General features: G+C 50.3%; 19 protein-coding genes and 3 pseudogenes. 19 read left to right on the top strand and 3 right to left on the bottom strand.

Features of this window, described 5'->3' with window-relative positions; genetic code table 11:
• Window positions 1-47 precede the first annotated feature (47 nt).
• Entirely contained in the window at window positions 48-3461 is a 3414-nt protein-coding gene (locus E2L00_RS11965; RefSeq protein ID WP_167611636.1) for a DEAD/DEAH box helicase family protein, read from the bottom strand.
• 225 nt (window positions 3462-3686) lie between these two features.
• Between E2L00_RS11965 and E2L00_RS11960 the strand changes: the two genes are divergently transcribed.
• The 19 genes and pseudogenes from E2L00_RS11960 to E2L00_RS11870 all read left to right on the top strand — a co-directional run bounded on the left by E2L00_RS11960 (window position 3687) and on the right by E2L00_RS11870 (window position 19007).
• Window positions 3687-4658, top strand: a complete 972-nt coding sequence (locus tag E2L00_RS11960) for a toll/interleukin-1 receptor domain-containing protein (RefSeq protein WP_167611633.1) — start codon at window positions 3687-3689, stop codon at window positions 4656-4658.
• A 65-nt stretch (window positions 4659-4723) separates the two neighbouring features.
• A pseudogene (locus E2L00_RS11955) lies at window positions 4724-4979 on the top strand (antirestriction protein); the annotation flags it as partial.
• 15 nt (window positions 4980-4994) lie between these two features.
• A pseudogene (locus E2L00_RS11950) lies at window positions 4995-5471 on the top strand (JAB domain-containing protein).
• Between the two features lie 14 nt (window positions 5472-5485).
• Window positions 5486-5821, top strand: a complete 336-nt coding sequence (locus E2L00_RS11945) for a type IV toxin-antitoxin system YeeU family antitoxin (RefSeq protein ID WP_167611683.1) — start codon at window positions 5486-5488, stop codon at window positions 5819-5821.
• Between the two features lie 62 nt (window positions 5822-5883).
• Window positions 5884-6204: pseudogene (locus tag E2L00_RS11940) on the top strand (TA system toxin CbtA family protein).
• A gap of 113 nt (window positions 6205-6317) precedes the next feature.
• Window positions 6318-7151, top strand: coding sequence for a DUF4942 domain-containing protein (locus E2L00_RS11935; RefSeq protein WP_167611630.1), 834 nt, complete (start codon window positions 6318-6320; stop codon window positions 7149-7151).
• A gap of 95 nt (window positions 7152-7246) precedes the next feature.
• Complete coding sequence (locus E2L00_RS11930) at window positions 7247-7495, top strand: CopG family ribbon-helix-helix protein (RefSeq protein ID WP_167611627.1); 249 nt, start codon at window positions 7247-7249, stop codon at window positions 7493-7495.
• A gap of 3 nt (window positions 7496-7498) precedes the next feature.
• Window positions 7499-7774, top strand: a complete 276-nt coding sequence (locus E2L00_RS11925) for a type II toxin-antitoxin system RelE/ParE family toxin (protein WP_167611624.1) — start codon at window positions 7499-7501, stop codon at window positions 7772-7774.
• 228 nt (window positions 7775-8002) lie between these two features.
• Window positions 8003-8317, top strand: a complete 315-nt coding sequence (locus E2L00_RS11920) for a DUF2778 domain-containing protein (RefSeq protein ID WP_420808847.1) — start codon at window positions 8003-8005, stop codon at window positions 8315-8317.
• A complete protein-coding gene (locus tag E2L00_RS11915; RefSeq protein ID WP_167611622.1) occupies window positions 8298-8819 on the top strand; it encodes a hypothetical protein in 522 nt (173 codons plus the stop codon). The genes E2L00_RS11920 and E2L00_RS11915 overlap by 20 nt, the downstream gene beginning before the upstream one ends.
• A gap of 1 nt (window position 8820) precedes the next feature.
• Window positions 8821-9306: an Hcp family type VI secretion system effector gene (locus tag E2L00_RS11910; protein WP_167611620.1), complete on the top strand. Its 486-nt coding sequence runs from the start codon at window positions 8821-8823 to the stop codon at window positions 9304-9306.
• 496 nt (window positions 9307-9802) lie between these two features.
• Window positions 9803-11062 carry an L-cysteine desulfidase family protein gene (locus E2L00_RS11905; RefSeq protein ID WP_167611617.1) on the top strand — a complete coding sequence of 420 codons (1260 nt, stop codon included), beginning with the start codon at window positions 9803-9805 and terminating at the stop codon, window positions 11060-11062.
• 3 nt (window positions 11063-11065) lie between these two features.
• Window positions 11066-12304, top strand: a complete 1239-nt coding sequence (locus E2L00_RS11900) for a M20 family metallo-hydrolase (protein ID WP_167611614.1) — start codon at window positions 11066-11068, stop codon at window positions 12302-12304.
• Between the two features lie 29 nt (window positions 12305-12333).
• Window positions 12334-12846, top strand: a complete 513-nt coding sequence (locus E2L00_RS11895) for an L-2-amino-thiazoline-4-carboxylic acid hydrolase (protein ID WP_167611611.1) — start codon at window positions 12334-12336, stop codon at window positions 12844-12846.
• Window positions 12843-13544 (top strand): DUF5058 family protein, encoded by a 702-nt coding sequence (locus E2L00_RS11890; protein ID WP_167611608.1) that lies wholly within the window; start codon window positions 12843-12845, stop codon window positions 13542-13544. The genes E2L00_RS11895 and E2L00_RS11890 overlap by 4 nt, the downstream gene beginning before the upstream one ends.
• Before the next feature lie 14 nt (window positions 13545-13558).
• Window positions 13559-14248: a hypothetical protein gene (locus E2L00_RS11885; protein WP_167611605.1), complete on the top strand. Its 690-nt coding sequence runs from the start codon at window positions 13559-13561 to the stop codon at window positions 14246-14248.
• Window positions 14249-14657: 409 nt separating this feature from the next.
• Window positions 14658-17873, top strand: a complete 3216-nt coding sequence (locus E2L00_RS11880) for a molybdopterin cofactor-binding domain-containing protein (RefSeq protein WP_167611602.1) — start codon at window positions 14658-14660, stop codon at window positions 17871-17873.
• Between the two features lie 12 nt (window positions 17874-17885).
• Window positions 17886-18344, top strand: coding sequence for a (2Fe-2S)-binding protein (locus E2L00_RS11875; RefSeq protein WP_167611598.1), 459 nt, complete (start codon window positions 17886-17888; stop codon window positions 18342-18344).
• 63 nt (window positions 18345-18407) lie between these two features.
• Complete coding sequence (locus tag E2L00_RS11870) at window positions 18408-19007, top strand: NTP transferase domain-containing protein (protein ID WP_167611677.1); 600 nt, start codon at window positions 18408-18410, stop codon at window positions 19005-19007.
• A gap of 66 nt (window positions 19008-19073) precedes the next feature.
• Here the strand turns inward: E2L00_RS11870 and fdhF are convergent, their stop codons facing one another.
• Window positions 19074-21221 carry a formate dehydrogenase subunit alpha gene (gene fdhF / locus E2L00_RS11865; protein WP_167611595.1) on the bottom strand — a complete coding sequence of 716 codons (2148 nt, stop codon included), beginning with the start codon at window positions 21219-21221 and terminating at the stop codon, window positions 19074-19076.
• A gap of 144 nt (window positions 21222-21365) precedes the next feature.
• Window positions 21366-22835 carry a nucleobase:cation symporter-2 family protein gene (locus tag E2L00_RS11860; RefSeq protein ID WP_167611592.1) on the bottom strand — a complete coding sequence of 490 codons (1470 nt, stop codon included), beginning with the start codon at window positions 22833-22835 and terminating at the stop codon, window positions 21366-21368.
• Window positions 22836-22900: the final 65 nt, after the last annotated feature.

Raw genomic sequence — 22900 nt, 5'->3', positions numbered from 1 at the left:
CTGTTATAAATACAAAAGCCCCGCTGCCGGGGCTTATCATGTGCGTATTATACCGTCGCTGCGTCGGTCACAACACCCAGCTCTTCGACTATCTTTTGCAACCGGGCGATCTGCTCGATATCCGGGAAAACGCCAGTAACGCCTTCGTTGTGGATATGCGTAAACGGCTGTTCAAAGAGCTGCCGCATTTCAATGGTGCCGTAATCGCGGATGTGGTTTTTTAGCAATGACAGGAAGCGCAGTTGCTGGCTGGTCAAGCTGTTGTCAGCGGCGAACTGGGCAAAGCGCACTTCCATTGCATCGCCGTCCATCCCGATGATGGTACGCAAAAGTTTATCCAGGCTGGCTGTTGCCTGCGGGTAGAACTCTTTCAGCGCCCGGATATCAACGTTAGGGTTCTGGATCAGCACCAGCTTCGCTAGTTCATCCAGCTCATTTTGCGTGACTGGCTCGCCGTTGCGGATTTTCTTCAGCACCGGATTTTGCTGGAACAGCGGCTCTAGCGCCCCCTGAACCTGCTGGCGATAGAGTTTGAAGTCAATCGAGCGGATATTGGTTTTACGGGTTTCCGTCTGGATCAGGTTCGCATCTTCGGTAATATCTACCTGTATCGAGCCGAATTGCGGCGTCGCATCTTTTTCCATCAGGTGCATGATGCCGCGCAGATGAATGCGGATATCTTCCAGTTCTTCCAGACTGGCCTGCTTCCACCAGCCCAAATCACGAAGCTGATTAATCCGCTGTCCCTGCTGTTGCACCTGCGCCAGATGCGGCGGCAGACGTTCCACTTTCTCGACGATGACCGGCCAGAGCACATCCAGTTCTTCCGGGTTGGTATAACGGGCAGTTTGCGCTGCCAGAATATCCATATCGAAACGCATGGCATCGCTTTGCCCGCGCACGTCCAGCCACTGCATCAGCGGGGCCAGAACGGATATTAAATCCTGCTGCGTTTTTGGGGAAAGCTGGCGCAGCACTTTTTCATCGCTGTACTGTGCTTTTTGCTGCCACTTTTCCTGTACGGCAATCGACTTTTCATCAAGCGCGTTGATCTGCTCGCGGAGCTGGTGAGCGACTAAATCCACCGCCTGTTTGTCGAACTTACGCTGCGCGGCAGCACCCAGCATAACCCACGCTTCGAAGCGTTTTTGCGCCAGCGATTTTGTCGCTGTCACTTCGGCCTCTTCGGTATGCAGCTCGTGATACTCAAAGTTGCCCCAGTGATCGAAGATGCGAAATTTCTGTTTATCCAGCGGTTTGCCGTTTTCATCGTTGCCGTATAGTCCCGAACAGAGGCGTGTACCACGGCCAATCATCTGCCAGAACTTCACTTTCGATTTAACCGGCTTGGCAAAGACTAGGTTCACAATTTCCGGAACATCAATGCCGGTATCGAGCATGTCAACGGAGATAGCGATGGTCAGCTCTTTGTTGGTGCTTTCATCAAGCCCTTTAAAATCGTCAATCAGTTGCTCGGCACGGGGATCGTAGTTGTCGATGACCTGGCAGAAGCGTCCTGCAAACTGCGGGTACATGTCGTCGAACAACTCATTCAACAGCAGCGCGTGTTTATGGTTACGGGCAAAAATGATGGTTTTACCGGGGAGTTGGCCGTCCCGATCTTTCAGGCCATTTTCCATCAGGTTACGCAGAATATAGCGGTTGGTGTCTTTGTTATAGATCGCCTCATCCAGCGCCTTGCCATCAAATTCCAGCGTATTGGGATCGATACCCTGTTCTTCCAGCTCACGGATTTGTGCGTCGCTTAATTTCTCCCGTTTGATGCCTTCGCGCAGGAATTCCGTGGTGTGTGTGACGACTTCATAAGGCACCAGATTGTTATCAGCGATGGCATCTTCCAGGCTGTAGTTGGCGGTAGGGATACGTCCTTCACAACCAAACAGGCCGAAAGTGGTTTTACTCACCATGTCGATAGGCGTGGCCGTCAGGCCAATTTGGAGCGCATCAAAATACTTAAACAGATCGCCGTAGACGTTGTAGATAGAGCGGTGGGATTCATCGGCGATGATCAGATCGAAATAACCAACATCAAAATGGTCCATGATTTTCATCATGCCAGGATAGGTAGCGATGTAGATCCTGGCATTCTGTCTGTCTGCTTTCTTCGATTTCCCGACCACATACAGCGGCTCATTGGTGAACTGATTGAAGGCATTCGCCGCCTGTTTACGCAGCTCTTTACGGTCGCAAAGAAACAGGACGCGTTTTACCCAGCGAGCATCAATCATCAGTTTGCTTAGTGCAATTGCCACGCGGGTTTTGCCTGTACCAGTGGCCTGTACAATTAACGATTGTCGGTACTTATTGGTAAACCGTTCGCTGACGCGGGCGATGGTTTCAAGCTGATACAAACGTCCGGCAACTGCCTTACCTTCGTTGTCTTTTACGTGCGGCACACTGTTCAGTGGCAGACGGGTTTCTCGCTGCTGAATAAGATATTGCAGGCTTTCCTTGCTGTAGAAACCAAATACTCGACGCGGGGGATAACCATGAGTTTTATGGTCGTCCCACAGCCAGATGTCGTAGCCGTTGGTGTAGAAAATGACCGGGCGCTGACCGTATTCTTTTTCCAGCCAGTCTGCATATAGCCGAGCCTGAATTCGTCCTTGCTCGGCATTGACGCTGGTTTTTTTTGCTTCCACCACCGCCAGCGGTTTATGCGCTTCATCCCACAAGGCATAATCCGCATAACCGTCGCCAGTTGCAGTAGGCTGTTCTTTAACAGGATGCTCCTGCGTAACCTGATCGGTATTTTTAAGTTCTTCGCCTACATTCCAGTCAGCAGCAAGCAGGCGGGAGTCAATCAGGCGGCGGCGGGTTTCCGCTTCGTCAATGGAGAGGATATCGGCAACATGCTGATTGCGCGCTCTGGCTTCATTCAGGCGCTGAGTAAGGTGTTCGGCCTTTTCCTGCTCTTGCTGTAGTGCGCGTTGTAGCGCCAGTTCGCGCTCACGGCTTTCATCTTGAGCCCTGATTGCATCTTCCAGACGTTTTTCATCTGCACGACCTGACGATTGTGTTAACGGAGGGAGAGAGAATTTGGGGCAGTCATCAACATTACCGTGGGCGTAGCGAACATACAGCCAAATTCCCAACAAATACGCTTCTTTGAGCAGCCAGTAGGTATCTTTAGCTTTGATACGTCCGCCGTGCGCGGCACGGTTGCCATGGATACGCAGCGCATCCATTTTCATGATTATGGCTTCCGGCATCATGCTAGTGAAGACATCGGCGTTCATTAAATCATACAGATTTGCTTTGATGCCTTCAGGTAGCCGTTCTTGACGATATAACCAACGCACCATCAATTCGGTGTAGTTGCGCAGCTTAACCAGACTGCTTTCCGGGTCGGTGTGAACGTAACGTTCCGCCATACACGCGAGTTCCGCCAGTTCCGGCCACTGGCTGCGCAACATTTCAAAATTGAGAGACTGCTCCATCAATCATCGCCTTGTGTCGTGGATACAACAGGATTTCTGGAAAGAATATCACACTATTTTGGCTGACGAGGTGAGCCGGATGGCATACGGTGGCTATGAATAAGCTGACGTAACAACTTTAAAGAGATCAAGCATCTATTAATTACAGTCAATAGCGTGATTTTTTTATACAGTGGGCACAGAATAGCCCTAAATACAGTAACGGTTCAGGAGCATTTCACCCTTATGACTACTCTCGTTTTTTCCTATTCTCATGCGGATGAAGCGCTGCGCAATGAGCTTGAGAAGCATCTTTCACCCCTGAAGCGCATGGGTAAGATTACGACATGGCACGATCGCCGTATTGTCCCAGGGCAAGAGTTTGAGAACCAAATAGACCACTACTTTTCGCAGGCAGATATCATCCTGTTGCTGATTAGCAGCGATTTTATCGCTTCTGATTATTGCTATCAGGTAGAAATGACCAACGCTCTGGAGCGGCATAAACGGGGCGAGGCGGTGGTCATTCCGGTGATCTTAAGAGAGTGTGCCTGGCATCAGCTACCGTTCGGCAGCATTATGGCGGCGACCGTTGATGGTAAACCCATAACCAAGTTTGCCAGCCATGATGAAGGATATGTTCAGGTCGTCGAAGCTGTCTCCCGAGCCATTGCCAATTTAGAAACTAAAAAGCCGCAGCAGATTGTGCACGCCCCAGCTCCGGCTAACCCAATGCTTCAGGCGACGGATACAGTTTTTACGCCGCGTTCCAGCAATCTTTCTCTACCAAAGAGTTTTACCGACCTTGATAAAGATCGGGCCCGTCGTGAGGGTTTTGAGTATGTAGCTCGTTATTTTGCAAACTCGCTGGAAGAACTCAAAAAGCGCCATGTAGGGTTAGACGTCGATTTCCATCGGCCTGATGCAGATTCTTTCACTTGTGCCGTGTATATCAACGGTAGCAAGGTTGGTCAGTGCGGAATCTGGTGTGGCAGTCGTAATATGGGATTCGGGGATATCTGCTACAGTCAAAGCGGTGTGACTCGCAATAGTTGCAATGAAAGTCTTAGTGTTGCGGATAATGGGCAAACACTTGGGTTCCGCACCTTGATGGGATTGGGTTACAACAATTCAAGGGATTTGTTGTTGACTAACGAAGGCATGGCAGAACATCTATGGGATATGTTCTTTAGCCCGATTCAACAGCGTAATCGATAAATGTAGTCCGTATCACTAAAACTGATACGGACGATGCTGATGATCAGCCAAAGCCTATCTCGGTTATATGGTCGTTTTACATCCTCAGCAACGGTGGGGTATTTATGGCCCCCGAGTCCGACAGTGATGAGACATGGCATCTGTTTAACTGCCTGAACGGCAACGATGCGCAAATGAGCGCACAGGCAGCAGGGCCTGATTGAATACAGCCATCACGCCTTCCGTATAGAGTGCGACGCAATGACCACGCACTATTATCGCCTGCGGGATTATGCCCTGCAGCATCCTGAAGCCTATGCCATTCTGCGTATCATCGAATGAACGGAGGACTAATGGATGAAACAGCTTTCCTTTTTACCCGGAGAGATGACGCAACAGGACTGACGTCTCGTTCAGCGGGCGCTCAGGGCTCTGGACCGTCATCTGCATGAACCCGGAGCGGTCTTCACCTCCACGCACGCCGTCCGTGAGTGGCTACGACTGCATATGGCCGCGCTTGAACGTGAAGAGTTCCGGGTGCTGTATCTGGATAACCAGAACCAGTTGCTTGCCCACGAAACGCTGTTTAGCGGCACCATCAGTCACACTGAGGTCCATTCCCGCGAGGTGGTAAAACGTGACCTGTACTTTAACGCGGCGGCGATGATATTTGCCCATAATCACCCGTCTGGAGAGGTGAACCCAAGCCAGGCGGACAAAGCCATCACTCAGCGACTGGTACAGGCGCTGATGCTGGTGGAAATCCGGGTGCCTGATCACCTGATTGTCGGAGGCAGGCAAATATTTTCCTTCGCTGAACATGGTCTTCTTTGAACAAGAATAAAATGATGAATAAAGACACTATCCAAGTCTGGGGTCTTAAACGAGATATTACACCGTGTTTCGGTGCGCGGCTGGTGCAGGAAGGTAATCAGTTGCATTTTCTGGCGGACCGGGCAGGGTTCAATGATTCGTTCAACGAGTTGCAGGCCCGACATCTGGATGAAGCCTTCCCGCATTTTGTCGCGCATCTGGAGCTGATGTTGTTCTCTGGCGAAATGAATCCCCGCTATGCACACAGCGTTACGCTGTACCGTAACGGGCTGATCTGTGAAGCCGATACGCTGGGCAGTCATGGGTATGTGTGTATCGCAATTTATCCCTCAAATCAGGTTGAAGACTGACTCTCAGCCCCACTATGGCCTTGTAATCATTCAAATCTTTCCTTACTCAAGAGACCCAACTCATGCAAATCTCATCTGTACCGACCACGGCGCCGGTTTCGTCACGCCTGTCGCCCGTACAGGTATGGCAGTAACTATTAACTTATCTGCTGGAACACCATTACGGCCTGACACTCAACGACACGCCATTCCATGAGGACGCGGCCATTCAGGAACATATCGAAGCGGGAATAACACTGGCTGATGCGGTGAATTTCCTGGTGGAACGTTATGAACTGATACGCACCGACCGCAAAGGGTTTACATGGCAGGAGCAGACGCCATTCCTGACCGCTACCGATATTCTCAGAGCAAGGCGAGCTACCGGATTAATGAATACTTAAATTCTTCGAGCCTCATTCCTGATTTTTACCTCTGCACTTCCCACCTTTTTTATTCGTCGCATAATGCGCTTGCCACTCCCGGCAGGCGTGTTTGCTTTTATGGACGGTTAACGATGCAAACAGAACCCGACGTGTTGACGGAACACAATGAACTCATCCTTTCGACCAGTATCGAACGTGTAGTCACTGGTCGCGATTCCGCACTTAAACAGATTGAACAACTCATTGAGCAGCTTGATGCCATTTCACGGCTAACTTCAGAAATTGGTGGTGGTACGGCGCAAGACTGGGCGATGAAGTCAGGGCACCGCTACGATAGTTGGCTGACCGAGAAGTTTGATAAAGCGATGCCTGCTATCACCCGTAATATCGACCGCTGTATCTGGCGTGACCTGATGCTGAAGTCTGGCATGATGGCCTTGATGGATGCTCAGGCCCGTGACCAGTGGCATAAGAATCTGGAGGAAGGGGATCTGCCAGCCATCAGTGAGGCGAATATCCTCAGCACCTTTGAGCAATTACATTTGAACAAGATGGATGTCTTCGAACGTGGCATCATCAACGTCTTCAAAGGGCTATCATGGGATTATAAGACCAATAGTCCCTGCAGCTTCGGTAAGAAAATCATCATTAACAATCTGGTTATGCATAACCGCTGGGGATTTAGTCTGAACTGGGGCTGGCGGCGGGATCAACTGGCGGACCTGGAGCGAATGCTGTTTCTACTGGCTGGTAAACCCCTCCCTGACAACCGGGGTGATATCTCTACCCGATTGATGGAACATATTCGTGATAATCCGGCTAAGGACGTTTACGAAGATGAGTTCTTCAGCATTCGTTACTATCAAAAAGGCACCGCACACTTGACCTTCAAGCGTCTGGAGTTGATTGAGCGTATGAACGACATCATCGCTAAACACTATCCGGGAATGCTGGCTTCGAGATGACGGGGGACTGATGTTGTCTTCGCCACAGGTAGTTACGCGAACACAAATATGCTATTTTAATAAGCGTTATTAACTTTTATTAAAAGGTGGCGGTCATGAGACAACTCGCGAAACAGACGATCAGCGCTCAGATCCCTGCAGAGCTTGCAACTGCGGTTGAAAACCTGGCTATTGAACTGGATAGATCCAAAAGCTGGGTGATTAAAGAAGCGTTAACCGCCATGATTGAAGAGAGAGAGCGGCGGCATCAGCAGATTTTGAAAGGGCTTGCTGATGTCGATGCGGGAAGGGTGGTTAGCCATGCGGATGTTGTTGACTTCGCTAATAAACTGAAAAAATCATAACCCATGGAAATACGTTGGACTCAAAAGGCTCAGGATGACCTGGAGCGTATTTATAGGTTTGCCTGCCAGTACAGTCGGCAACATGCTGACAGCGTATTAGAACGTTTGATCATCGGAACCTCAGGGCTCGCCGACCATCCAAGAATCGGTGCGCCTCAGACAAGATATGAACCACGAGAAGTGAGAAAAATCTTGTTTGATAATTACGACGTTCACTATGAAATTCAGCACGGTACTATTTATATTGTTGACCTTTGGCATACCCGAGAGGATCGCTGAAGTTCGTCATCTTCAAGCAAGAGAGGGAGGACAATATGACGACGAGAGATCGTATTCAGTCACTCCTGTCGGTTTTCGGCGAACGGCATTAGATATAGTTGATGCATAGCGCCAGAGATATGCTCTATTGTGAACCTCTTCGAGGTAGTCCTTGCCCCGATTCGAGTCACAAAATCAACGGTTTAATGTGTTGGTATTGACCGTCCAGAAGGTGGACTCAGATCACAGGTGAATACAGGAGTCAGATATATCTATAATCACTTCGCCAGCGGTGCGACGTTCAAACATTCGGAATGGTTTGCACTATGGCGGGATGATTGGGGAATCGACGATTACACATGGGTAGAGAGCGTTAAGCGCGGTGATTTCCGTTTACACCCTGGCGTACTCTCAGAAGGTTGTATCACTCTTGCGCACGATTCAGATTTTGCCATGCTACGCAACGCCCTACTGCGAACTCAGAAAATAGATGTTCCCTGCATGAGAAAACTAAAAGCATACGGCACGATTGAGGCGATCGCCAATGGCAAAACATGCCCTTAGTTTGTTCATCAAGATAGCGCTGTTCGCTGTGGTTATGCCGATCGTTGCTAAGGTTATTCCCTATGATGGTTTAGTTGACTCTATAACGGGGCTATTCGATTTTCAAAGCGCACAAAAATTTATCCGTTTCATTTTGGGTGAGCCTGATTTAGAGGCCTGGGAATCGTTACATGATTACTTTGGCATCCTGATCAATGTCCTGATCAGCGTTCCTGTAATGGGTGCTGTTATCACAGCGTACAGAGGCATAACACACAGAGTCAGCCCAGCAGGTATTTCCAGAGATTGGGCCAGTTCTACGCTGCGGCGCTTCGCTAAAATCTTCGGTTTTACCTTCCTGTTTTGGGCATTGATCCGCTTTCTACCTTATCAATCTGTCTTCCCTGACGAACAAACGTATTTAGCTTTCACTATGGCGGCGATTGTAGGCTTTAACCTGCTACTAACGATGGCTTGCTACTGGTTTATCAAGAAGAAAATCACAACCAAAAGGAGTTTGTAACATGCCTATTCCGGCTTACATGTGGCTTAAAGACGATGGCGGCGCCGATATCAAAGGCTCTGTAGACGTTCAAGATCGTGAAGGAAGCATAGAAATTGTTGGTTTTAGTCATGGTCTGAACATTCCGGTAGACAGTGCCAACGGTAAGATCACTGGCAAGCGTTCACACTCTCCAATGATGATTGAAAAAGAGTTTGATAGCTCCAGCCCGTATCTATACAAAGCTGTTGCCACTGGTCAGACGCTGAAAAGCGCGGAAATACGCTGGTATCGCATCAATCATGCAGGGCAGGAAGAATGCTATTTTATTATGGCGATTGAGGGTGTGAAAATCACAGGCATTAACCCAGGAATGCCGAACGCTAAAATGTCGGGTAATTCGCAGATCAATCACATGGAATCAGTCTTCTTGATGTACGATAAAATCACCTGGCGTTATGTTGATGGCAACGTGCAGTATACAGACGACTGGAACGTGAGAGCGTAACCAATAGAAAGGGGCATTACGCCCCCTCGTATTAGCTGTATTAGCTCAGACCTGATCTGAAAGATACCTGTATAAATAACCGGTAATTGTCAGCTCAAGTCGCGGCTAATACATGTCAGTTCCTCCTTCCTTTTCACCGTATTGCAATGTTTTCAGGGAGAAGATCGGTTCCTTCAATCGTGAGCCGTAAATAAATCACATCCCTCTCACATTTTTCTCTTATAGATAAAAATATTCTCTTTTTTATTGTGACGCATATCACTCTGTTATTTTATTTCCATTAAATTTCAACGTATTGTTGAGATTTGAAAAAACTGGTATCGACCTGCCGTAGGAAAAAATTCTCTTTGCCATAAAAAATACCCACAAAAAAATAAAGTATTTCTCCATGTGCTTAGCTATATTGCCATCAAGGATGCTTATTCGTTATTTATGTTTATTAAGCGCACTATTTAATAAGCGAAAAACTAACCAAGAAAAATATGGCATGGTAGCTATGAAATTAGATTTGTTCTGTCTTCTGCAAAAGGAAATGATTCTTGCTTTAGGGTGTACTGAACCTGTGGCATTAGCTTACGCGGGAGCCGTTGTTAAAAAGCATCTTGGCGCTGAACCAGAAGGCATGATTATTCATTGCAGCCCCAATATTATTAAAAACGTTAAAAGCGTAATTGTTCCGCAAACTAATGGCATGAAGGGTATTGATGTTGCCTGCATCACCGGAGCCTGTTTTGGTGATGCGGAAAAAGGTCTTGAAGTCCTCTCCATGATGACTAAAGAACAAACTGCGCTATGCGCATCCAGGGCAGCATCCATTCCCTGTAAAATTAAAGTGCTGAAGAGCAAGTCGGCGTTGCACTTTATTGTTGAAGGTTATTATAAAAACACCCATGTTAGCGTAGAAGTAAAAGATGAACATACCCGGATCGTTCGCATTACCCGGAATAATAATATTATTTTTGCGGAAGAAAACGATAGTCCGCTACAGAGCAGCAATGATGATGTTGAGTCATATACTGTTAACGACATTATCCATTTTGCGCGCCATGTTGATTATGAGCCGTTGCGTGAACAATTAAGTCAGTCTATTGATTGTAATCTGGAGATTGCCCACGAAGGTCTACAGAAAGATTATGGTATTAATGTGGGGAAAACGCTCCTGATGACAGGGGATAATAATATCCGCAACCTGGCCAAAAGCTATGCGGCGGCGGCGTCCGACGCGCGCATGAGCGGATGCAGTTTACCGGTAATGATCAATTCCGGTAGCGGCAATCAGGGCATTACCGTTTCATTACCGGTAATTATGTATGCCCGTCACATTAATGCTACAGAAGATAATCTATTTCGCGCACTGATACTCAGTAACCTGATTGCGCTCTATGAAAAATCATTTATTGGTAAATTATCCGCCTATTGCGGTGTGGTATGCGCCTCCAGCGGAGCGGCGGCGGCAATAACTTTCCTTAAAGGCGGGAATGACTATCAAATTGAATCTGCCGTAATTAATACGCTCGGCACGCTCTCCGGCATAATCTGCGACGGTGCGAAACCCTCCTGCGCGGCCAAAATTGCCGGTTGCGTCGATACTGCATTCACCTGCGTTGAGATGGCGCTATGTCACCAGCGTATGTCTGATGGTGATGGCATTGTTAAAAATGGGCTGGATAAAATGGCACTGTCGGTTGGCAATCTGGCCTGTGACGGTATGCGTGTGACCGATCAGGTTATTTTAAAAATTATGTTGGAGCAGTAAGAAATGACGATGGCGAATATTACGCGTTTACGAAAAAATATTGAAACGCTAAAAGCTATTTCTGAACCATGTAACGGGGGCGTAACCCGTATCGGTTTTACGCCAAAATACCGCGAGGGGGTGGAATATATAAAATGCCAAATGCGTGAGGCAGGACTGGACGTTGTTGAGGACGATATCGGAAATATTTATGGTCGTCTGGCGGGTAAAAATCCGCAGCTACCGGCAATCCTCAGCGGCTCTCATTTGGATACGGTACGCAATGCAGGAGCGTTTGATGGTATTGCTGGCGTCATTGCTGCCCTGGAAGTTGCCAGGATGCTCAGGGAAAATAATATTCAGCTGGATCATACACTTGAAGTTGTCGGTTTTATTGAAGAAGAGGGAACCCAGTTTGGTATTGTTTTATTAGGCAGCCGTTTTATTACCGGTGAATTTACCGAGGAAGATTACGACAGAATAAGTAATGAAAGCGGCGAGACGCTACGTGATAGGCTGCAAGCCTATTCTTCCGATAATAAAGTTATTCCCGCAAGGCGGCAGCCCGGAACAATTAAAGCTTTTATTGAGCTTCATGATGAGCAGGGGCCGCTGTTAGAAAATACTCATAGCGATATTGGCATTGTGGATAACATTGTGGCTATCGGCCAAATGGTGGTCAACGTTCATGGTTTTGCCGGGCATGCAGGCACCGTTCCGATGACGATGCGTCAGGATGCGGGCGTGGCGGGAAATTTACTAGCAACGCGACTCACACAATATGTTATTGACCGTTACCCGGAAACAGCGACATTAACTATCGGTAAATTTCACCTTGAGCCGGGGTCAGCAAACTGTATTCCTTGCGAATGCCGCTTTACCCTGGATATCCGCTCCGGAAAAGCAGCCATTGTGCAGGAAATTATAAGCTATGTGCAGAGCGAAAGTATTGAGGTAGCCAGGCACTGTTCTGTCGCTATCGAAACAGAAGAAACCTCTTTTAAAGAACCCGTGGAAATGGACGGTACGCTGAAAGGTATTATCAAAAGCGCCTGCGAAGAGTGCAATTTGACCTGGCAACCGATGAGCAGCGGCGCAGGCCACGATGCCATGATCATGGCTGGGATTAGTCGCGCAGCGATGTTATTTGTTCCCTGTGTACAAGGAATTACGCATCATCCTGCGGAATGTATTCCCTGGGAAGATATGGGGAAAGGAACCGATGTACTTTACAACACCATACTAAAAATAGATCGCCTTTAATATTACCTATAAATAACTGGAAGATAAAAATGAACGAGAAAAAAATTGTTAGTAATAAAATTGCCGATGATCTACAGCCGGTATCAATGTATCAAATGTTTGCCCGCATGTTTGCCCATTTAGCAAAAGAGGTTGTAGACGAGTTTGGTGAAAAAGGGGCCGAGGCCATCAAGCGCGGCGTATGGAATTTTGGCGTCGAGCGCGGAGAAAGTGTTGCTAAACGCGCCTTCGCCCGCGGAAAACCTAACGACAGCGATAATTACCTGGTCAGCTATGACATGGATCGTAGTGATGAATTTGAAAGCACCGATAGTTATCATGAAGGATATGTTGAGCAGATTTTTTCACGCTGCGTGTTCGCCAGCGAATTCCAGAAAGCCGGCATGGAAAAATACGGCATCCTCTATTGTGAAATGATCGACCCCGCAATTGCCTACGGTTACAACCCTAACCTTAAATGTATTCATGATAAGCATTTCTTCACGGATAATATGTGTACTTTCTGTTTTAAAATGGAAAAATGCAAAGGAAGCGAGGAATGACGGAATATAATGAGATAGCCAATAGCCCGATATTATGGATGGCGGCAGCACCGGCGTTATGTTTTGTTTTTCTCCAGGCGTGGCTTTTTTTTCGTAAAAGCGTAAAGACCGCTGCTGAAATTGGTATTCCTGAGAAAGCGGTTCGCAGCGCGATCCGTGGGGCGTCGATTGCCTCCATCGGCCCCTGCTTTATGATGCTCTCCGGTATATTGACCCTGATGCTGTACGTTGGCGCGCCTATGGCGTGGATGCGCATTGACTTTATTGGCTCGGTGGCGGATGCGTTGATGGAGGCGGCCTTTACCGCAGACGGTATGGGTATCAAATTGGGTCAGGATACATTAACCGTTGATTATCTTTGCGCGGCGGCGATCGTTATGACTACCTGCGGCCTGCCTTTTTTATTGTTTGTCTCTTTCTTTGCCGACCGCATGGATAAGGTCAACCACTTTATGTCCGGGGGAAATACGCATCTGATCCCCGTTATCGGCAGCGGCGCGATGATTGGGAGTTTTGGTGCCCTGACCATGAATTTTGCTTATCCGTCAGGAGCCAGTACCATTGCGATTATTGCTTCGGCACTCTCGATGGCGGCAATTGTTTTGTATAACCGCAAAGCAAATATGCAGTGGCTGAAAGAGTGGGGGCTGACAATTTGTATGCTTATTGGAATGTGCGTGGCCGTGCTGGTTAAATAAAATAAGGATAAAAAATGGAACGGACAAAAGAAGAGATTTTCATTAAAGACTACATGCCTTATATCATCAACAGAGGGAAATGGTGTACCCGCCTGGTATTATTGGTTGCTTATTTACCCGTTTTAGTTCTGCTGTTTTATTTTGATGCCCATCCGACCACTGACAGTATTTTTACCGGCATGGTGTCAATGCTTTCAATATTATTACCGTGGTATATTGTTGACCCAATTTCTCTACAGTCTATTTTCGGCACCCCGGGGATGTATTTGTCATATATGGCGGGCAACACCAAAGAGGTGCGCGTTCCCGCTTCTACGCAAGCGCTCAATGCTTCCGGCTATCAGCTTGGGACGCAGGAAGGAACGCTCATTTCTGCCATAGGGATTGCAGTCTCTACCTTTATTAGCCTGGGGTTAATGACGTTTCTGGCGGTCGCCGGGCAGATGATTATTGAGTTTTTGCCCCAGCCTATTCTCGACGCATTACAGTTCCTGCTGCCGTCGTTATTCGGTGCGCTGTTTATCGATCGTCTACTCAATAGTCCGGTGAAACTATCGCTCAGCGCGTTGCCCGTAATTTTTATTGTTAAAGCGCTTGCAGTGCTGGGAATATTTGCGGTGCTGCCCTTTGGTGGCGGCTATGCCCCGATTATTATTTGCGTTATCGTCTGCATGCTATTAGCAAAGATCACCAGTAGTCCATAAAAGTAAAAAAGCCATTTGCTGGGGAGGATATGGCTGTTGAACGAGCCCTATAAAGGGCTCGTTGTGTAGCGGCATACTGAATTTGGCCACGGCCTCGCGAAGAACGTTGGTGGTCTGTTCGTCAGAAAAACGCTTCTTCATGAGGTGTCCTCACCTTGATAAAAACATGACTACTATCGTGATGTGTTAATCAATGGAGGAGCAGATCAAATAATAATGAAGCTATCATTTTGATAAACACTTTCTCTTTTTGATAATGGAAAACGACATGGAGGAATGTTGCTTTTGTTATTCCATAATGGTTTTTGAAGCGCCTCACATATCGACATTCAAAACTCTCCTTTCTGGATAAATGGCATATCCATTGCTTTGTTAGCTTATCTTACTTTACTGGTGGAGACGGAATGTCATGGATACATTGCTGGTTGGCAATGAAGTGCCCCGTGTGGATGGGCTCGCAAAGGTAACGGGTAAAGCGATTTACGGCGACGACATCAAAACGAAGGGCATGCTGTATGGGGTATGCCGCTATGTGGATATCGCCGCCGGGCGCATCGATTCTCTTGATCTCTCAGACGCTGAAAATGTCCCCGGTGTGGTACGCATCGCCACCTGGAATGATATTCCCGGACAGCGCAAACTTGGCGCAATTATTCCCGATCATCCTCCGATCATCGACAATGAAATCGCCTATCGTGGCGATGTGATTGCCGTCGTCGCCGCAGAGTCTTACGAAGCTGCCTGCATTGCGGTCGATAAGATTAAAGTGACATATACCCCCTGGGAGCCAATTACCTCCCCTGAAGAGGCATTGAAGCCCGGCGCCAGGCTTATTCACAGCGAACTGGACAGCAATATTATTAATCGTCACCACACGGTGAAAGGGGATATTAACGCCGGTTTTGCCGCCTCTGCTCATATTTTCGAACGTGAATACGAGGTGGGCTTTCAGGAGCATGGATATATTGAGCCGGAGTCGATCGTCGTGTATCTGGATGATAATGAGCAGATCATGACCATTGCCGGTTCAATTCAGAACGCACACCGTACTCGCGCCGTGGTCGCCAAATATCTCAATCTCCCGCAGGCCAGGGTCAACGTTAAGCGTTCGGTGCTTGGCGGTTCCTTTGGCGGTAAAGATGACATTATCGATAATATTTCCTGTCGTGCGGCATTGCTGGTACATCTCACCGGGCGTCCGGTGAAGATCTCCTACAATCGCGAGCAATCCATGCGCGAGAGCTATAAGCGCCATCCCTATAAGATGAAATACCGCATCGGGCTGGACGACGACGCGCGTATTCAGGCGATCAAAATCGAGATTATCGCCGATGGCGGCAGTTATTCCGGCCAGACCATGTTTGTTACCTGGCGCAGTTCGGTACAGGCGGCTGGTCCTTACAATATTCCTAACGTTCGTGTCGATCTCGTCGGCGTCTATACCAACAATAACTACACCTCGGCTTATCGCGGTTACGGTGCCCCGCAGGTCATTTTCGCCAATGAATCCCTGATGGATGAGGTGGCTGAGCTGATGGGCCTCTCGCCCGTTGAGCTGCGCCTGCGAAACGTCCTCAGGCAGGGCGATACCAGCATGGCCGGGCAGGTTTTTGATAACCATAAGGTTTCCGCTCAGGAGGTGCTGGAAAAGTCGCTGATAAAAGCGGAATACGAGGCCAAACAGGCGCACTATCAGCAGCTTAACGCGAAAGGCGGACCCATTCGCTACGGCATCGGCTTTGCGCTCAGCCACCGGGGCTGTTCGCTTGGGGCCGAAGGGCTGGATGCTTCCTCGGCGCTCATTCAGGTCAATGCGGATGGCAGTATCAACATTTCTACTTCCGTGTCTGAGAACGGTCAGGGATTGCAGACCACGATGTCCCTGCTGGCAGCAGAAGCTTTTGGGGTTGGACTTGAGCGGGTGATGTTCAGCGAACCGGCGACCGCCATGATCGCCGACGGGGGCTCAACCGTGGCCTCGCGCGGGACGCTGATGGGCGGGCAGGCGATTCTGAGCGCGGCGAATAAGATTAAAAAGCGTATGGCGGATGCCATCAAAGAGACGCTGAAGGCGGAGGGGATCGAGGATCTCGTCTGGCAGGAGGGAAAGGTTTTCAATGCTCACCGTCCCGAGCTAAGCCTGAGTTTCCAGCAGGTCGTCGATATGACGAAAGCCACCGGGGCAAATTTATCCTCTTACGGCTGGCACGTGGCGCCGAACATTCACTGGGATGAGGAGAAAGGCTGCGGTAGCCCCTATTTTACGTGGGTCTATGGCTGCCAGGTGGCCGACGTCGCGGTGGATATGCGCACCGGTAAAGTGACGGTCAACAACGTGGTGGCAACGCATGACGTGGGGAAAGTAATCAATCCGGTCGGGTTTACCGGGCAGGTTTACGGCGGCGTATTGCAGGGCATGATCGGCTACGGCATGCTGGAGGACTTCAACACCGAGCACGGTGTCGTCAAGTCAGAGAACTTCGATACCTATCTGCTGCCGACGATTAAAGATATGCCGCACATCGATGTCATCGCAGTGGAAAATCACGATAATGCCGGGCCGATGGGGGCGAAGGTCATTGGCGAACCCGTCCTTGAGCTGGGTGCCGCCGCCCTTAACAATGCGGTTAATTTTGCCATTGGCCGCCGCAACCGAACGCTGCCGTTGACCTTAGAGCAGGTTCGTCTTGGCTACAACCTCAAGAAGCCCGAACGTCAAAGTGAACAGATGATTGAATCGGGTGATAAAAAGCAGGTTCATCGCCTGAATTCGCTGTCGCTAAGCGTACCTCAAACCCTGTCACAGGCCTTAACGCTGCTGGCAGAAAAGGGCGCCGTGCCGATTGCCGGTGGCACCGACGTGCTGGTGCAGGCCAGGATGCAATCTGGCGATATACCGCTGGTGAATATTGCGGCCTTGCCGGAGCTGAAAGCGATTACTGATGTTGACGGCGGCATCTCGATCGGTGCGGGCGTCTGCTTTACCGACCTGATTAAACATCCCCTGATTCAGCAACGCTATCCGCTTCTGGTGACGGCCTGTAAAACCATAGGTTCTCTGCAACTGCGAAATCGCGCCACCGTTGGCGGCAATATCGTCAATGCAGCGCCCTGTGCGGACTCCATGCCGCCGCTGATCATCTATGACGCCGGGGTCGAACTGCGTAGCCTGCGCGGTATGCGCCAAATGCCGGTCAGCGAGTTTGTAATCGGTGGCTATCGCACCTGCCTGGAGCCTGATGAGCTGGTAACGCGGGTGATTATCCCTGCGCCAATGACATCGCCTTGTATAAATCGCTATCTGCAACTGGGGCGCCGTAATGCGCTGAATATCACCCGTCAGAGTTTAACGGGCCAGTTCATCGTCGATAACGCGAACGTTATCCGTCTGTGTCGGCTGGTTGACGGCGCGTTGATGAGCAAACCGCAGCGGCTGGTGGCGGTTGAGCAAGCGCTAACGGATAGGGTGCTCAACGCGGATACCGTTGAACAGGCCGCGCAGGTGCTCAACGGGCTGATTGAAAAAGCTATCGGTGGGCGCTGGTCAGCGCCTTACAAAATCCCCGTTTTTATCGAGATGTTCCGGCAGATGCTGCAGGACGTTTTAGCAGAGCTGAATAAATAAGGAGCCGTTACCATGAATCATATTGAGCTTAAAGTGAATGGCATCCGCATTGACCGTGATGTTGAAGACAACCTTCGCCTGATCGATTTTCTGCGCGATGAGTTACATCTGACCGGAACCAAAGAGGGGTGCTCCGTCGGGGAGTGCGGCGCCTGTACCGTTATCATGGACGGAAAGTCTGTCTGCTCCTGCCTGCTGCTTGCGGCACAGTGCAACGGAGCGGAAGTCACCACCGTCGAAGCGTTGCATCACGATCCCGTTGGCAAAAAGTTGCAGAACGCCTTTGTTCGCCACGGTGGCGTGCAGTGTGGCTTCTGCACTCCTGGCGTGCTGATGAGCACCAAAGCGCTACTGGATGTTAATCCCTCCCCGAGCGATGAGGAACTGAAGGAGGCGCTGGAGGGGAACCTCTGCCGTTGTACCGGATATCAACCGATTATTACCTCCATTAAAGCGGTGCTGAAGGCCTGATTGCCGATAAACGCCGCCGTCATAAGCGACGGCGGCGTTTACCGGTTCATGAAGAGTATCAAGGTGGAAAAAGCAATGGCAAAAACGTGCGTCATGTTGGCGGCAGGGCTCTCCAGCCGCATGGGAAAATGGAAAATGATGATGCCCTGGGGCGAGGGGACTATCCTTGATAGCGCCCTTGACAGCGCATTAGCGTTTTGCGACCGGGTGATTCTGGTGACGGGCTTTCGCGGCGATGAATTAGCGGCCTGGTATCAGGGGAATCCGGCCATTAAGGTGGTTTACAACCCCAACTATCAGGCCGGGATGTTCTCGTCTATTCAGTGCGGCGTTAGCCATATCAGGGCGCAGCGTTTTTTCCTGGCGCTGGGAGATATGCCGGAAGTGACGACCGACGTCTATCGCACGTTGTGGGCCCGCACCGGGCGGGATACCTGCTTTATCCCCGCGTACGAAAAGGGGAAAGGGCATCCGGTACTGCTTCCTCAGCGCGCGATCGGGTTTATCAACAATGCGCCGGACGGCTCGACTTTAAGGGATGTGATTAAACAGATGGAGACGCACATTGTGCCGGTGAGCGCGCAGGGTATTCACTGGGATGTTGATACCCCGGTGCAATATCAGCAGATTGCGCATTTGAGCCATAAGCACCTGATTGCATAAGGATAACGGCAGGCGTAAACAAGGTATCATATTGCCCCGGAGGACCGGCTCTTCCGGGGCAAATTTTTAACCTACCGCACTTTCACGCAGGCTGGCCTTCAGCTTGTTGTACTCATCAATCACATACTGCTCGGCGGCCCGCTGATCGCTGATGCGTTCAACGTTAACAGCACAGTATTTATACTCTGGCGTTTTGGTAATTGGACTCAGGTTCTCGGTCACCAGCTCGTTGCAGGCGCCAATCCACCACTGGTAGGTCATATAGACTGCCCCTACGTTTGGCCGATCGTTTACCTTCGCCCGGGTGATGACTCGCCCTTTACGCGAGTTAACCCACACCAGCTCCTCGTCCGCAATGCCTAAACGCTGTGCGTCAGCCGTGTTGATCTGCGCATAGCCCGGTTCGTCTGCCAGCTTCGCCAGCGCCGCACAGTTCCCGGTCATTGAGCGGCATGAGTAGTGGCCAACTTCACGCACCGTCGACAGCACCATGGGGTACTCGTCGCTGAGTTTATCGAGCGGCGCCTGCCATTCGCAGGTGAAGAACTGTGCCAGACCGTTTGGCGTCGAGAAGCGCTCTTCGAAAAGATAAGAGGTGCCCCGATCGGCGCTGGACTCATCCCAACATGGCCACTGCACATAGCCCAGCTCGCCCATTTTCTCGTAGGTCGCACCAAAAAAGTTAGGGCACAGATGACGCACTTCATCCCAAATCTGCTGGGTGTTGTCATAGTGCATCGGGTAACCCATCCGGGTGGCGATATCACAGATAATTTGCCAGTCGGTTTTCAGATCCCATTTTGGCTCTACCACTTTGAAAAAACGCTGGAAACCGCGATCCGCCGCGGTGTAAACCCCTTCGTGCTCGCCCCATGAGGTGGAGGGCAGTATGACATCCGCCGCCGCTGCTGTTTTGGTCATAAAAATATCCTGCACGATAACCAGCTCTAAACCTGCAAATGCCTTACGCACGGCGGAAAGTTCGGCATCCGTTTGTAGCGGGTCTTCGCCCATGATCCAGGCTGCGCGCACTTCGCCATGCTCCACGCGGTGTGGCAGTTCGCTAATGCGGTAGCCGGTGTGCTCAGGAAGGCTGTCAACGCCCCAGGCTTTGGCAAATTTTTCGCGGTTCTCCGGGATGCTGACGTACTGGTAGCCCGGATAGGTGTCCGGCAGCGCCCCCATATCGCAGGCGCCCTGCACGTTGTTCTGACCACGTACCGGATTAACCCCAACGTGCGGTTTACCCAGGTTGCCTGTCAGAATCGCCAGGCTGGTCAGCGCGCGAACGGTTTCCACGCCCTGCCAGAACTGGGTCACGCCCATTCCCCACAGAATAGTGGCCGTTCTGGCGGTGGCGTACATGCGTGCGCACTCACGGATCTGCCGGGCGCTAACCCCGGTAATCTCCTCTACCGACTCCGGCGTATAGCGTTCAGTTATGCTGCGCCAGGTTTCGAAGCCTTCTGAACGACTGGCGACGAAAGCCTTATCGTAAAGATCCTCTTTAATAATGGCGTGACCAATCGCGTTGAGCAGCGCGATATTGGATCCGTTTTTTAGCGCAAGATGCATATCGGCAATGCGCGCGGTTTCAATTTTACGCGGATCGCAGACGATGATTTTCGCCCCGTTTCGTTTGGCATTCAGGATATGGTTTGCCACGATGGGATGAGAGTCCGCCGGGTTATAGCCAAAAATAAACACCAGATCGGTATTATCGATCTCAGTGATGGCATTGCTCATGGCGCCGTTACCGACCGACTGGTGCAGACCTGCAACCGAAGGGCCGTGTCAGACGCGTGCGCAGCAGTCAACGTTATTCGTACCGATAACCGCCCGCGCGAATTTTTGCATGATGTAGTTCGTTTCGTTTCCGGGCCCGCGTGAAGAGCCCGTGGTCTGAATAGCGTCCGGACCATATTTTTCTTTGATGGCGCCCAGGCGCGTCGCGACGTAATCGAGCGCGGTTTCCCAGGAAACGGACTCCAGCTTGCTGGCGCGCTGGTGGCGAATCATCGGCGTTTTCAGGCGCGGGGTGAGGATCTGGGTATCGTTAATAAAATCCCAGCCGTAATAGCCTTTCAGGCACAGCGTGCCCTGGTTGTTTTTACCCATCGCCGCATCGGCGCGAATAATTTTTCCATTCTCCACCGTGAGCTGCATTTTGCAGCCTGAGGCGCAGTAAGGACAGACAGTGATAACCGTATTCATAATAATGCTCCTGATGAAACCGGGCTTAAAACAGCAGGCCATAACTGAAGCGGCTGTTAATGCCGAGTGCTATTGCCTGCTGCACGGCGGGTAGGGCCAGCAGCAGGAGTACAATCAGTGCAAAGCACAGACGAATAATCATGACTATCCCTCCTGGGCTTCACCTCGTTGTTCTTTCTGTACTTTGCGTAGCAGCAGCCACATTCTGACCGTTCTGACGGCCATATTGCGCGCGGCCGAACTTGGCGGAACCGGGTCCGGGACTGGGGCTTCATGAGTGATTCTGAAAGGCACGCTTCCATTAAGGGTCAGGTTGGCGACTATCGCCGTCAGCGTGCCGATAGTGATACCGCTATGCAGGAAGAGTTGTAACATGGGTGGGAACTGCGTAAACAGGTTCGGCACCATTACGGGCATCATGCCGAGGCCGAGAGTTAACGCCACCACCATGCCATTATTATTATTTCGATAATTGACCTGACCCAGCGTGCGAATGCCGGATACGGCGACCATACCGAACATCACGATGCCCGCGCCGCCGAGAATGGGTTTGGGTATCAGCACTACCAGCGCCGCCATTTTGGCGAACACGCCCATTAAAATCAGAATGACGCCAGACACCGAGACCACAAAGCGGCTGCGCACGCCGGTAAGCCCTATCAGGCCAACGTTTTGTGCAAAAGCGGCATAGGGGAACAGGTTAAAAAAGCCGCAGAGAGTAGTGGCAACCCCGCAGACGTTAAGGCCGTTGCGCAACATTTTCGCATCGACCTTCTTACCGACAATATCGCCCGTGGCTAAAATCGATGACATGGTTTCTACCATCACCACAACCATCACCATCGACAGTAGAGCAATGGGTATAATGTGAAATTCAGGCCCGGCAAACGGCATTAACGTCGGCAGGTGAAGCCACTGCGTCGCGTTGACAAGCTGGAAATCTAGCGGTTTAAAGAAACTCCAGAGTATCGTTCCGATGATAAGGCCTATCAGTACGGAGGTATTTTTAACGACGCCGGCAGCAAAAGTGTAAATATTAAGGATGATAACCAGGGTAATCGCCGCCATCAGCAGTGCGAAGGGGGAGCCAAAACCGTCCATCTCACTGGAACCGCCGCCGATCCAGCCGCCTGCTACCGGCATTATCGACATGCCGATAAGGGTAACGATGCTGCCCATTACCACCTTCGGAAAAAAGCGGATCAGTTTGCTTATCCATGGCGCGCAGCAGAGGATGAAAATACCGGCAATGATAACGGAGCCGGAAATCCCCCCGATGCCATATTCCTTACCAATAAGGACCATCGGAATAAGCGCCGCAAAGGTGCAGCCCTGAATAAGCGGCATTTTACAGCCCAGCCATGGCGTCACCCCCAGAGATTGCATAATGGTGGCGGCGCCGCAGATAAACAGATCGGCACTGATCAGCAATATAATATGTTCGGGCGGCAATCCTACCGCATTGCCAACGACTAACGGCACCGCTACTGCGCCAGCGTACATGACCAGCACATGTTGCAGACCATAAAGAATCATTTGCGTGATAGGTAAAACCTCATCAACAGGTGCGGTCCCTGCCGAATTTTGCGAGGCCGGAATGGCAATATCTTTCATGAAATTACTATCTCCTGTACGACTTCTCTCCGTAAACGTGTGAACAGAGCCGAAGTTACGATTCG

Source organism: Cedecea colo (assembly GCF_011808225.1).
Taxonomy (GTDB): domain Bacteria; phylum Pseudomonadota; class Gammaproteobacteria; order Enterobacterales; family Enterobacteriaceae; genus Dryocola; species Dryocola colo.
The sequence above is the reverse complement of the archived record's forward strand: the minus strand, read 5'-3'. Positions and strand labels throughout refer to the sequence as shown.